12 protein-coding genes and 1 pseudogene are annotated in these 12,176 nt (G+C 59.7%); 9 read left to right on the plus strand and 4 right to left on the minus strand.

Annotation, left to right across the window (positions count from 1 at the left end):
• The coding region (locus INR38_RS28200; protein WP_207476061.1) for a YkvA family protein at positions 1-355 on the minus strand (355 nt) is incomplete at its 3' end.
• A gap of 586 nt (positions 356-941) precedes the next feature.
• On the opposite strand from INR38_RS28200, the gene INR38_RS28205 reads away from it, so the two are divergent.
• The 3 genes from INR38_RS28205 (at position 942) to INR38_RS28855 (ending at position 3,180) form a co-directional block, all read left to right on the plus strand.
• A complete protein-coding gene (locus INR38_RS28205; protein ID WP_047473074.1) occupies positions 942-1,883 on the plus strand; it encodes a hypothetical protein in 942 nt (313 codons plus the stop codon).
• Positions 1,884-1,894: 11 nt separating this feature from the next.
• On the plus strand, positions 1,895-2,404 hold the full coding sequence (locus tag INR38_RS28850; protein WP_082001578.1) for a hypothetical protein: 510 nt from the start codon (positions 1,895-1,897) through the stop codon (positions 2,402-2,404).
• A 263-nt stretch (positions 2,405-2,667) separates the two neighbouring features.
• Positions 2,668-3,180, plus strand: a complete 513-nt coding sequence (locus INR38_RS28855) for a hypothetical protein (RefSeq protein ID WP_242699232.1) — start codon at positions 2,668-2,670, stop codon at positions 3,178-3,180.
• A gap of 170 nt (positions 3,181-3,350) precedes the next feature.
• On the opposite strand, the gene INR38_RS28220 is transcribed toward INR38_RS28855, so the two are convergent.
• Positions 3,351-3,659: a hypothetical protein gene (locus INR38_RS28220; RefSeq protein ID WP_207443434.1), complete on the minus strand. Its 309-nt coding sequence runs from the start codon at positions 3,657-3,659 to the stop codon at positions 3,351-3,353.
• Between the two features lie 395 nt (positions 3,660-4,054).
• Here INR38_RS28220 and INR38_RS28860 point away from each other — a divergent pair, with 395 nt between their 5' ends.
• Positions 4,055-4,546, plus strand: a complete 492-nt coding sequence (locus INR38_RS28860; protein WP_242699233.1) for a hypothetical protein — start codon at positions 4,055-4,057, stop codon at positions 4,544-4,546.
• 41 nt (positions 4,547-4,587) lie between these two features.
• Here INR38_RS28860 and INR38_RS28230 read toward each other — a convergent pair whose 3' ends face one another.
• Positions 4,588-6,030, minus strand: coding sequence for an iron-containing redox enzyme family protein (locus INR38_RS28230; RefSeq protein ID WP_207443435.1), 1,443 nt, complete (start codon positions 6,028-6,030; stop codon positions 4,588-4,590).
• A gap of 316 nt (positions 6,031-6,346) precedes the next feature.
• Positions 6,347-7,381, minus strand: a complete 1,035-nt coding sequence (locus INR38_RS28235) for a LacI family DNA-binding transcriptional regulator (RefSeq protein ID WP_207443436.1) — start codon at positions 7,379-7,381, stop codon at positions 6,347-6,349.
• 169 nt (positions 7,382-7,550) lie between these two features.
• Here INR38_RS28235 and INR38_RS28240 point away from each other — a divergent pair, with 169 nt between their 5' ends.
• The 5 genes and pseudogenes from INR38_RS28240 to INR38_RS28260 all read left to right on the plus strand — a co-directional run.
• Complete coding sequence (locus INR38_RS28240) at positions 7,551-8,555, plus strand: tripartite tricarboxylate transporter substrate binding protein (protein WP_207443437.1); 1,005 nt, start codon at positions 7,551-7,553, stop codon at positions 8,553-8,555.
• A 20-nt stretch (positions 8,556-8,575) separates the two neighbouring features.
• Positions 8,576-9,415, plus strand: coding sequence for an HpcH/HpaI aldolase/citrate lyase family protein (locus INR38_RS28245; RefSeq protein ID WP_207443438.1), 840 nt, complete (start codon positions 8,576-8,578; stop codon positions 9,413-9,415).
• Between the two features lie 14 nt (positions 9,416-9,429).
• Positions 9,430-11,157: an L-arabinonate dehydratase gene (gene araD / locus INR38_RS28250; protein ID WP_207443439.1), complete on the plus strand. Its 1,728-nt coding sequence runs from the start codon at positions 9,430-9,432 to the stop codon at positions 11,155-11,157.
• An 82-nt stretch (positions 11,158-11,239) separates the two neighbouring features.
• A complete protein-coding gene (locus INR38_RS28255) occupies positions 11,240-11,623 on the plus strand; it encodes a hypothetical protein (protein ID WP_207443440.1) in 384 nt (127 codons plus the stop codon).
• A 366-nt stretch (positions 11,624-11,989) separates the two neighbouring features.
• Positions 11,990-12,176, plus strand: a pseudogene (locus INR38_RS28260) (aspartate-alanine antiporter); the annotation flags it as partial.

Raw genomic sequence — 12,176 nt, forward strand, 5'->3', positions numbered from 1 at the left:
AAACGCATAGCCAGACGCCCACCACCAGGGCGACTCCGGCACGGCTTCGGGGCTTGCGGCCCTGCGCCTGCATCCAGGCCTCGGCCTGCTGGCGGCTGTCGGCCAGCACGCCCGGGGGGAGCAGCCGCACGGTGAGCCAGATCAGCGCGGGCAGCAGCAGGACGTCATCCACATAGCCCAGCACGGGGATGAAGTCAGGGATCAGGTCGATGGGGCTCAGGGCGTAGGCGACCACAAAGGCGCCCAGGGTCTTGGCATACCAGGGCGTCTGGGGGCTCTTGCAGGCAAACCACAGGGTGACGCCATCGCGCTTGATGCGTCGTGCCCAAGTCTTCAATCTTTCACCGGCTGTCATGGATGTGCGAGGTTGTGACCGGGGTGGATGATGGCGGCTGGCCGTTGCGGTTGGGGCTGTGCTGCCGCGCCCGCTCGGCACCCGATGATATGGACCGCCAGCCCGCTGCGCGCGGTTTCCTTGTACCGGGTCTTCATGTCCGTATCGCCACGGCGCCGTGCCTGTGGCCGCAAAGTCCCGCAGCACGGCGGTGCCGGCTGGCCTGCGTCCACTGGGGCAAATGGCTGCACTGACTGGCAAAGCCTTGTCACCGCCCTCTTCCCCATTCCAAATCCATATCGACTGCACTCAAGGCATGCATCTCGTATATGCATCTAGGAATAATCTGAAAATAATCAGCCACCAGCCTTTCTGCTTGACTTCCAGATACCCAAGAAATCAAATAGCCGGACTCCCACAACGGAATTCCCAGGCCATTGATTGACATTGGCCTTGGGAATGATTGCGAACGCGCAATTCCCACTCTCATACCTTGATCGGACCTGATTTACCCCAGGCCTGATGGGAGGCCTGCGTTCGTGATTTTTCTGGCATTTGGCAAACCACCATTTCCTTATTCATTCCATTAACCATTCGCTTGCAGGCCATGGCAACATCCACAGATCTCACCCGCCCGTATATCAGCTATGAAAAGGCCTTCAACAGGCAGATTACCCGTGCCATGGACAGCCAGCAGGTGGACGTGGTGGTACTCACGCCGCAAGAGTTCCTAGGCGTCCTGCAAGACAGGTCGCGCAATGACCCACGCCTGGAGGCCAGCCTGCGCGCCATCCTGGCCCAAAGCGCCCTGGGCCGGTATTGGACGCAGACGGCCAGCCCCAATGCCGGCAAACCCTGGACCATACCCGCCTCCATGCTGGCCAATGACGCGTACCTGTTCACCAGAACGCTGATTGCATTGCGCCTTGCCGGTGCGCGCACCTATGTCAAGGCGACTCCCAAGGGTACCTATATCATCATCACGGGCCGAGCCGGGTTTCGCGGCAATCTGCTGCAGGGCACGCGCTTTCTCACCACCAATCCCCGCATGGTCCAGATGGGTCTGGGCATGCGCGGCCTTCAGGGCGTGGCCAGAGGGGGCTTCATCTTGAGCTTGGTCGTGGGTATCGGCGTGGAGACATTGGACTTCATCTTCAATGATGAGAAGACCATGCATGACCTGGTGGGAGGGATTGGAGTGGAGGCTGTCAAGGCTGGGTTGGCGACGATGGTGGGCTTGGGTGTAGGTATGGGACTGATAGCTACGGGCGTGACAACCATTGCCATTTGGCCTTTAATCGCCATGGCGGTGATGGTAGTTCTTACCGGTGCTACTTTAAACAAAATTGATGAAGTTTTGGAAATAAAAAAGAAAGTAATTGCTGCACTAAAAATCACAACAAACAGCGCCAATAATGGTATATATCGCGTAAATTTCAATAACGTTGCCGAGCAAGAGTTGCGCTACAACATTGAAGCAAAAACAAAAGGAACTGAGCCCTCAGGAGAGCCGGTCCATCTGCTACACCCTATTCACCGAAAAAATTGAAGAATATTCAAATGGAATATAGAAGCTTAAATCTAATCCGTAAATCTTTGATATGGAGTATACCGTCTTTTTTATTGATGCTGATCATATCAATTTGGAGTATAAAATATTCTCTTCTTGAAACAATATATGACTTGAGAAATCTATCTCCAACAATAAGAATAACGCCTTCCGATTTGGTTGCACTATGCGCACCAATCATTTCAGCTTCAGGAATTACTATCATGATACAAAAGGCAATTCCATGCAAGGCAGACATAACAAAAATTCCGGAGCGGATTTTAAAAACTTCTCTATTTGCCGGCATTTTACTTATGCTTTTTTGTCTTTTTATTATTACTCCTTTGCAGCACTATGCCATGCCAAAACTAGGCTATACCCGTTGCAATATATTAAAAGGCCACCCAAATATTTATTATTCAGATTGGGTGAAAAATCCTGACTGGTGCGTGCGTGGCAAAAGCCGAGAGTGGGTAAAACAGCAAGCCCGACTAGCCGGTAGCACTGAGTCAAATCCATAAATAAAAGGCACATACCACAAGGCATGCAGTACTTTGCCTATCCCGCATAGTTTGACCCCTATGTACTAGAACGACTCCTCGTAGGCTCCCGCAGGTCCTTCGAGTTTCCTTAGACATTAAGCCAATCGCTTGAATCTGGTCATTCGTAACAGCATAGGTAGCGAATGAAGATCAGATCATCCCATACTGACCAATGACGTGTACCTGTTCACCCTAATCTATCAATAGGCTAGCGCCTACCAAATAAATTAACACGAACTCAAATGCAAGCAACAGACATAGCCCAAATCAGAAAATCTCTAATATGGAGTATTCCATCATTTTTACTGATTTTGGCTCTATCAATCTGGAGCATCAAATACTCCTTTCTCAACACCATCATTGACTTGAAGAATTCTTCTGCGTCAGTGAGAATTACACCACTTCATCTGGCAATTGTATATTTCCCAGCAATTGCAGTCACAGGAATTATTGCCATGATACAAAAATCAATTCCCTGCAAAGAGCGCACTTTAAAAGTAGCGGAGCGTATCTTTGCCTTCTCTGTATTCATAGGGACTGGCGTTGTGCTTCTCTGTTTCTTTGTCATCACCCCTCTGCAATACTATGCCATGCCAAAACTTGGATATACGCGGTGCAACATTCTGAAAGATCATCCCACCATATATTTCACTGACTGGGTCAAAAATCCAGATTGGTGTGTGCGTGGCAAAAGCCGGGAATGGGTCAATGAGCAAGCTCGCCTGCCCAATGATTCAGACCATGGATCTCGGTGAAATGTCGTCCAAGGCGTATCCACCTGAGTGGTGGTATGACAAAGGGAATCAGAGATAGCGCCATCAACCTGAGAGAGTTAAGCAACAGAAGTAAAAGAAGAAAAACAAAGACAAACGCTCGGTACAGATTCAGCAATCTGCTGGCACCTATTAATCGAAAATATGGATATTTAAGTGGAAGAAAATAATCTGACCGAGTTCAGAGAATCTTTAATCCATGGCATTCCTTCCCTTCTATTGGTTTCAGCACTATCAATATGGAGTACAAAATACTCATTTCTAAACACAATAATTGATCTAAAAAATTCCGCTCCATCAGTAAGAATTACACCATCCAGTTTGCTTGTGGCGTATTTCCCAATACCGTCAATCACAGGAATTATTTTTCTTGTACAAAAATCAATTCCTTGCAAATCAAGTATTCTGAAAATCTCAGAGCGCATTTTCACGATTACCACAATCACGGGAGTAGTGATCATGATTACTTGTCTTCTTGTAATAACTCCTTTGCAATACTATGCCATGCCAAAATTGGGCTATACACGCTGCAATATTCTGGAAGACCACCCCACCATTTATTTTACAGACTGGGTAAAGAATCCCGCCTGGTGTGTGCGTGGCAAAAGCCGGGAATGAGTTAATGAGCAATCCCGTCTGTACAAATAATTCAGCTCATCGAGCTTTATGAAATGGCATTCAAGGTGTTTTCATTTTAAAGCTGATTGACGTGGTGCCTATGGGAAACCAGTGCCACCTTCATTACCTCGTTTAACTAGGCGGCATCCATGAAAGAATAAATAGCAAAATCGAATCTTTGGATGCATCCAGACAATCTGGCACTCCCTATCAGCCGTAGAGATTGATGGATATCGAAATGAAAAACAACAACCTAGCCGATGTCAGAAAATCATTGATATATGGAATTCCATCAATTATATTTGTTTTGGTTTTCTCAATTTGGAATACAGAACATTCATTTCTAAAAACAATCGCCGATTTAAAAAATTCAGCGCCCTCGGTAAGAATCACACCTGGTGATTTGGTCGGGGTATATTTCCCGATAATGGGATTTACGATACTCGTATCAGTGATACAAAAAGCAATCCCCTGCAAAGCACGCACTCTAATGATCTCAGAACGCATTCTTGCGATCTCTGTAATCACAGGGGGAGGAATTATGCTCTTCTGCCTTCTTGTTGTTACACCTCTTCAGTACTACGCCATGCCCAGATTAGGATATACACGCTGCAATATATTAGAAGGCCACCCATATATATATTTCACAGACTGGGTCAAAAACCCCGAATGGTGCGTGCGTGGCAAAAGCCGGGAATGGGTCAAGGAGCAAGCCCGTCTTGCCCAATGACCCGATGATTTTTCCCGGGTAGGTAAAGAGGGTCGAAGGGCCTACCGGCCCAGGAACAGGCGGGTGGCGCGCAGGCCCAGGGGCGTCCAGTGCAGGCCCGGTGACATGGCCTGTACCAGCAACTCATGCTGGGCCGCTGGATCTAGCGTGGGGTAGCGCTGCTCGAAGAGCATCAGGTCGGTGTCCAGTTCCTGCGCGCTGCGACCCGGGTCCGGTCGCGCGCCACGGGATGCGCGCAGGCGCTCGGCCACGCGAAAGCTCATGCGCCGCGCCGGTTTGCCGGGCTCGGCCACGGATTCGAAGGAGGCGCCATCCGCACTGGCCGGCCCACGCAGCCAGTCATGAATGACTTGCAGCTCATAGGGAGAGAAAACACCGAACATCTCTGCCCGCTCGCCCTGCAGCAGCTGCCAGAAGCGGCTTTCCTCCGCAGGCCGGTTGCGTTGTATCCAGCGTGCCTGCTCCAGCGCGCCCAGGAAGGCAGGCATGTCCTGCGGACGGGAAAGCCAGTCATTGACGCTGCGGCCGGCCACCTTGCAGAAGTCCGAGTGCGCGCCATGCCCGGAAGGCGATTTGCGCGCCAGGATGCGCACCACCTCAGCTTCGATATCGAACGACCGGATCACGTCCAGCGTGCTGGTGCCCGTGTCTGCCAGCCGGGCGCCTGCGCGTACGCGGCGCCAGTATTCGCCGCCATCGTCAATGCGCGGCGCGTTCTCCCAGGCGGCAATGCAGGCGCGCCGGGCATGGCCGGTGTCGGCGTTGTCCACGGTCACATGCAGCGTGAAGTAGTAGGGATCTACTCCCAGTTCATTGAGTTCGTAGGCGGTGATGAGCAGGTGCAGCGGCAATTGCTCATAGCCCAGGTTGAATCCCACGATCTCGGGCAGGAACTGCTGCGCATTCCAGCCCAACGCCAGCTGTACCAGCCCCTGCCGGTACAGCTCGTCGGGCAGATCCTCCACGGGATCAAGGCCATACCTGGCCAGCAGCTCCCGATAGAGCTTGACGTGGTTCTTGTCGGCCATGCCGTCGCCCAGTTCTTCCACATAGGTGGTGACCAGGTCCGACATGCGTGAGTTGCCCGCATGCGCGCACAGTCCGTAGAGCCAGGAACCGTCCACCAGCTTGGTAGGTGCCACATTGCGCAGGAAGTACAGCGCATGGGCGCGGTTGCCGAAGTAGCGGCGTGCCGCACCCGCCTTGCGCTCTGCCAGGTAGGCCTGGTACTGGGCGTGCACTTTCTCGACATTGGCACGCATCCAGTCGGTCAGGTGCTCCGGGTTGTCCGGCAGGCCATCGGCATCGGCAGAGGTTTCGGCGATCACGCCGTGCAGGAAGTCCGCAGCAGCCTGGCGCTCCTGTTCGGTGGGCAGATGGTTGGCCAGGCGCTCGTAGAGCGGCACATGCAGGAAAGAAGGCTCAAGCGTGCCTGCGCCAGCGGCCAGCTCGGTACGTGGGGGGTCCAGCAGTTCTGTGTTCATGGTGGGGCTTTGGTCCGTAACGCCTTCAGGATGCGGTGTGGCCCTCGGTACAGCCATCGGGCCAACGCCTTCCTGTGCGTCGTAATACGCCTACCCTTGGCGCAGGCGCCCGGGCCGGACCGCCGTCGCCCTGGCGCCCGCGCTCATGGCAGCGGAACAGGAACCGGCCCGGCCTTGCCGGCGAGCATTGGCTGGTACTGGGCGCCGGCCTGTTGGCCCTGCGCTGGGCCCGGTTATGGATAAGCGCGGCGCCTTGCTGATACTGAGATAAAGCCGGTCTTCCTGCCGCTGCCCGGCCATCGCCTCACGCTGGCGCTCAGCGCGCAGCCTGGTGCCCCCGCGTACTCCCCCTCCCCACCACCTCAAACCCCACATCCTGCGCGGCCGCCGCCACGCCACCGGCCATGCGCGCAATCAGCGCCTCTGCGCCCAGGCGGCCGATGGCGGCGCCGTCCACGCGCACGGTGGAGAGGGCGGGCCAGGCGTCCAGCGCCAGGGCCTGGTCGCCAAAACCCAGCACGCCGAATTCCTCGGGCATTCGCAGGCCCAGTGCGTGAGCGTGGGAGAGCACGCCTTGCGCCAGCGCATCGGAGCTGCAGAAGACGGCATCGGCCTCCGGTACCTGGGCGCGCAGGGCGTTCAGGGCATCGCGGCCACGGCCGGATTGCGGGATGGCTTCCGAGAAGACGATTTGCGCGGGAACCGGGGCACCGGCTTCCGCGGCGGCGCGGGTGAAGCCCAGGGCGCGGCGGGCGGCGCGGCTGTCGTCGGCGCGCAGGATGGCCGGGCGCCGGTAGCCGCAGGCGGCCAGGTGGCGGAAGGCGGCGCGGCCTGCGTCTTCCTGCGAGAAGCCGACCACCATGTCCAGCGGATGGGGCTGGTAGTCCCAGAGCTCGACCACGGGCACGTCGGCATTGACCAGCAGGCGCCGCGTGCGGGCCATGTGCTCGGTGCCGGTGAGCACGATGCCGTCCGGGCGGCGGCTGAGCATGGCGGCCAGCCAGGTTTCCTCATGCTCCGGGTCATAGCTGGAGATACCCAGCGTGGTTTCATAGCGCTGCGCGGCCAGGGTGTGGATGAGCGCATCGAGCATGTCGGAAAACAGCGAGTGCCCCACCGAGGGCACGATGGCCGCCACCAGCCGCGTCTGGCGCGAGGTCAGCCCGCCCGCCAGGGAGTTGGGCACGTAGCCCGATTGCTCCACGGCCTGCGCCACGCGCAGCCGCGTGGCCTCGGCCACCAGTTCAGGCCGGTGCAGCGCGCGCGAGGCGGTGATGGGCGACACGCCGGCAATGCGGGCCAGGTCCTTGAGCGTGGGCGCATTGGCGTTGCGCAGGGTGCGGAGGGTCATGCGAGGCCTTTGCCTGGAATGGCGATGGAGAGGCGGCTTGAGGATGATTGCGCGGTCATGTTAACGATGATGTCCATCAGCACGGTCTGATTGTTTCCCCTCGTACGTCCGAATGGAGAGCGCTGCCTTTGCTTGAAATGATTGCGCAATCATTCAAGAGGAGACCACCATGCGCCCTTCGCTCTCCAACCGCCGCAGCGCCATGGCGCGCCTGCTGGCTGCGGCCCTGGCTCCGGCCTCGATGTTGGCCGCGGCACACGCCCAAACCCAGGCTGCCTGGCCGATCAGGCCGATCACGCTGGTGATTCCCTTCCCTCCCGGTGGCCAGACCGATGTGGTGGGCCGGCTGGTGGGAGAGCGCCTGTCGCAGCGCCTGGGCCAGCCCGTGGTGGTGGAGAACCGGCCCGGCGTGAATGGCTCGCTGGCCTCCGAGGCCGTGGCGCGCGCGCGGGCCGATGGCTACACGCTGGTGATTGGCGGGCCGGGCACGCATGCCATCAACCAGCTGGTCAATTCCAACGTGAAGTACGACGCGCGGCGGGATTTCACGCACATTGCCATGCTGGGGCGCGTGCCCATGCTGCTGCTGGCCTCACCCAGGCTGAAGGTCGCTTCGGTGGCCGATGTGGTGGCCCTGGCCCGGGCCAGCCCCGGCACGGTGAATGTGGCGCTGACGGGCATTGGCTCGTCCAGCCATGTGACGACGGAGCTGCTGCGCCAGGCTGCCGGCGTGAGCTTCAACAACGTTCCCTACAAGGGCGATGTGCCCGCCATGACCGATGTGATGGGCGGCCAGGCAGACCTGCTGTTCGTGCCCGCCACCTCGGCCGTGGGCTTTGCGCAGGCGGGCAAGCTGCGTGCGCTGGCCGTGGCAGGCGACCGGCGTCTGGCGGCCCTGCCCGATGTGCCCACCATGGCCGAGGCCGGCCAGCCGCAGGTCGTCAACTATTCATGGACCAGCCTGGCGGGGCCGCCGGGCATGCCGGCCGATGTGGTGGAGAGGCTCAACCAGGCCTGCCAGTCCCTCCTGGCCGAGCCCGAGGTCATGGCCCGCCTGGCCGCCATGAGCAACGAGCCCACGCCGGGCACGCCCGCCCAGGCCGCCAGCTTCATCGCCGCCGAGGTGGCGCGCTGGAGCGAGGTGGTGCGCAAGGGAAACATCCAGGTCCAGTGAACAGCTTCAGGAGAGCCCCCATGAGCATGCTGCCCGCCAATACGTTCAAGCGCGCGCTGCGCGAAGGCCGCCCGCAGATCGGCCTGTGGTCCACCATTCCCTCCCCCTTTGTCTGCGAGATGATCGGCGGCGCGGGCTACGACTGGGTGCTGCTCGATACCGAGCACACGCCCACCGACGTGCCGCTGATGCTGGGCCAGTTGCAGGCCGTGGCCGCCGCCCTGCCCGCACCGGGTGCCCTGCCCGTGCATGCCGTGGTGCGGCCCGCCTGCAACGATGCGGTGCTGATCAAGCGCTACCTGGACCTGGGCGCCCAGTCGCTGCTGCTGCCCTTTGTGCAGAACGCGCAGCAAGCGCGGGATGCCGTGCGCGCCATGCGCTATGCACCCCAGGGCATGCGCGGCATGGGCGGTTCCACTCGCGCGGCCAACTTCGGGCGCACGGCCGACTATGTGGCACGTGCGGCCGACGAGCTGTGCCTGCTGGTGCAGGTGGAGACGGCCGAAGCGCTGGAGCAGATCGAGGCGATTGCGGCCGTCGATGGCGTGGACGGCATCTTCATCGGCCCCGCCGACCTGTCGGCCAGCCTGGGCTATCCGGGCCAGGCGCGCCACCCTGTGGTGAACCGGGCCATCGACCAGGCCATCGCCCGCATCCGCGCCTGCGGCAAGGCACCGGGGATCCTGATGGTGGACGAGGCACGGGCGCGCGAATGCCTGGAGCTGGGCGCGCAGTTCGTGGCCGTGGCGCTGGACACGCTCTTGCTGCGCGACGGGCTGGATGCGGCGGTGGCGCGCTTCAGGCAAGGGCCGCTGGCAGCGAACCCACCAGGGCCCGCATCCACTGCCGGCAGCTACTGAGGAGCCCCACAACCATGACACGTTCCCCCGAATCCCTGCGCAGCGCACGCTGGTTTGCTCCAGATGATTTCCGCTCCTTCGGCCACCGCTCGCGCGTGCTGCAGATGGGCTATGGCTACGAGGACTGGATGGGAAAGCCCGTGATCGCCATCGTCAACACCTGGAGCGATGCCAACCAGTGCCATGCCCACTTCAGGCAGCGCGTGGAAGACGTCAAGCGCGGCGTGCTGCAGGCGGGCGGCTTTCCGCTGGAGCTGCCGGCCATCTCGCTGTCGGAAAGCATGGTCAAGCCCACGACCATGGTCTATCGCAACTTCTTGGCCATGGAGACGGAGGAGCTGCTGCGCAGCCACCCGGTGGATGGCGCCGTGCTCATGGGCGGCTGCGACAAGACCACGCCGGGGCTGACCATGGGGGCGATCTCCATGGGCCTTCCCTTCATCTACCTGCCGGCCGGCCCCATGCTGCGCGGCAACTGGAAGGGGCAGGTGCTGGGCTCGGGCTCGGACGCCTTCAAGTTCTGGGACGAACGCCGCGCCGGCCGCCTGGACGAGCAGGCCTGGCGCGAGATGGAAGCCGGCATTGCCCGCAGCCACGGCACCTGCATGACCATGGGCACGGCGGCCACCATGATGGGCATTGCCGAGGCCGTGGGCCTGGCGCTGCCGGGCGCTTCGTCCATCCCGGCCGCCGACGCCAACCACATCCGCATGAGCGCCGAGTGCGGCCGCCGCATCGTGCAGATGGTGTGGGAAGACCTCACGCCCGCCCGCATGCTCACGCGTGCGCATTTCGAGAACGGCATTGCCTGCGCCATGGCCATGGGCTGCTCCACCAACGCCATCATTCACCTGATCGCCATGTCGCGGCGCGCGGGCCATCCGGTCAGCCTCGATGACTTCGACGCCTTCAGCCGCCGCGTGCCCGTGATCGCCAACATCCGGCCCAGCGGCGACCGCTATCTGATGGAGGACTTCTTCTATGCAGGCGGCCTGCGCGCCCTGCTGGAACGCATCCGCCCGCATCTGGACACCGGGGCCATGACGGTCAACGGCAAGACCCTGGGCGAGAACATTGCGGGCAGCCAGGTCCACCAGGACGACGTGATCCGCCCCCTGTCCAGCCCCATCTACGCCGAAGGGGCGCTGGCCGTGCTGCGCGGCAACCTGGCGCCGGACGGCGTGGTCATCAAGCCCAGCGCCTGCGCCCCGCACCTGCTGCGCCACACGGGCCGCGCCCTGGTATTCGACGACTATCCCAGCCTCAAGCAGGCCGTGGACGACCCCCATCTCGATGTGAACGGCGAAGACATCCTGGTGCTGCGCAACGCCGGCCCCAAGGGCGCGGGCATGCCCGAATGGGGCATGCTGCCCATTCCCACCAGGCTGCTGAAGCAAGGCGTGAAAGACATGCTGCGCCTGTCCGACGCCCGCATGAGCGGCACCAGCTACGGCGGCTGCCTGCTGCACTGCTCGCCCGAATCCGCCGTGGGCGGGCCGCTGGCCCTGGTGCGCACGGGCGACCGCATCACGGTGGACGTGCCCGCCCGCCGCATCCACCTGGAAGTCAGCGACTCAGAACTCGCCACCCGCCGCGCCGCATGGACGCCCCCGCCCGCGCGCTACGAGCGCGGCTATGGCTGGCTGTTCGGCCGCCATATCCTGCAGGCCAATGAGGGATGCGATTTTGATTTTCTGGAGACGGGCTTTGGGAGGGCTGTGCCGGAGCCGGATATTTTTTGAAGCATGCAAATCAATTCTTTCTTTCAGACTTCCCTATATGATGGAAATTTTTTGATCCACATTGCATCAGAATATTGAAACCATGAAAGCAATTGAAAAGCAATTTTCCCAATGGGTCGACGAAACACTTTCCGGCGATCTGCCAGAAGGAATCGCGGCATTCCACTTCAATCTGTATGACTCGCCCACATCGCACGAGCTCCAGATTGTGGGCTGCCCGACCTACGACCCGCAGGACCCGGACTGGGCGTGCGATGACATATTCATGTCCGACGACCCTCACTTCGAGTTGCCGCATGACGCCGTGGGAAGCGAGTGGGAGAAGGGACTTGCTGCTGCCAGAAAGCTGCTTGGCTCCTACGTGGCCTCGGAAGCGGCAGGAGCCCTTCGGCTGCGCCAGTCGCAAGCGGTGAGCGCCGGTTTTGTGGATGGAGAACTCCACCTCATCTGGGCGCGAGAGGCGTAATTGATGAATTCAGCTGGCGGGCAATAGATTTCATCCAAAAACTGGAACCCTGGGCCTGCAAGCAAGGCAGGCCTGTATATGTATCCGCTTTTGCTGACGGCGCAGTCCTACATTGCCGTTGGTCTTTGTCGTGAATAGTGGCTCTGTTCTCAACAAGGATTGACCAAAAGAAGTCAATGAAATAGCCATATTCGATTGAGTATTTCTTGGTCACAATCATTTGTGCAGAAGTATTTTCGATAGCTATTTCCAATAGCGACTCGCCGTTTCCCAGTCCACGCGCACGCAATGCCCCCTGCCCTCCTGGGGCAGCCGCTTCCGTTGCCTTGCGCCGCCGTGGACCTCAACCCAGAAGCAGAGGTGGCTGTGGACTTTCTCAGAAGCATCTTTCATCAGGCTCCGGAAATCGCGCTGTTTGCGGCCTTGGCGCTCGGTTACTGGGTGGGCAAGTTCAGGTTCGGGTCGTTCCAGCTGGGGGGCGTGGCGGGGTCGCTGCTGGCGGCGGTGCTGATCAGCCAGGTGGGGGTGACCATTGATTCGGGCATCAAGGCGG

The organism is Delftia sp. SD018 (genome assembly GCF_017355445.1).
Taxonomy (GTDB): Bacteria; Pseudomonadota; Gammaproteobacteria; order Burkholderiales; family Burkholderiaceae_C; genus Comamonas; species Comamonas acidovorans.

Excerpts from the sequence above, each read along its gene's own strand:
- INR38_RS28230 (WP_207443435.1), bottom strand. The coding sequence starts at position 6,030 with ATGAACACAGAACTGCTGGACCCCCCACGTACCGAGCTGGCCGCTGGC.
- INR38_RS28855 (WP_242699232.1), top strand. The coding sequence starts at position 2,668 with ATGCAAGCAACAGACATAGCCCAAATCAGAAAATCTCTAATATGGAGT.
- INR38_RS28255 (WP_207443440.1), top strand. The coding sequence starts at position 11,240 with ATGAAAGCAATTGAAAAGCAATTTTCCCAATGGGTCGACGAAACACTT.
- araD (WP_207443439.1), top strand. The coding sequence starts at position 9,430 with ATGACACGTTCCCCCGAATCCCTGCGCAGCGCACGCTGGTTTGCTCCA.
- INR38_RS28850 (WP_082001578.1), top strand. The coding sequence starts at position 1,895 with ATGGAATATAGAAGCTTAAATCTAATCCGTAAATCTTTGATATGGAGT.
- INR38_RS28860 (WP_242699233.1), top strand. The coding sequence starts at position 4,055 with ATGAAAAACAACAACCTAGCCGATGTCAGAAAATCATTGATATATGGA.
- INR38_RS28205 (WP_047473074.1), top strand. The coding sequence starts at position 942 with ATGGCAACATCCACAGATCTCACCCGCCCGTATATCAGCTATGAAAAG.
- INR38_RS28235 (WP_207443436.1), bottom strand. The coding sequence starts at position 7,381 with ATGACCCTCCGCACCCTGCGCAACGCCAATGCGCCCACGCTCAAGGAC.
- INR38_RS28240 (WP_207443437.1), top strand. The coding sequence starts at position 7,551 with ATGCGCCCTTCGCTCTCCAACCGCCGCAGCGCCATGGCGCGCCTGCTG.
- INR38_RS28220 (WP_207443434.1), bottom strand. The coding sequence starts at position 3,659 with ATGATCACTACTCCCGTGATTGTGGTAATCGTGAAAATGCGCTCTGAG.
- INR38_RS28245 (WP_207443438.1), top strand. The coding sequence starts at position 8,576 with ATGAGCATGCTGCCCGCCAATACGTTCAAGCGCGCGCTGCGCGAAGGC.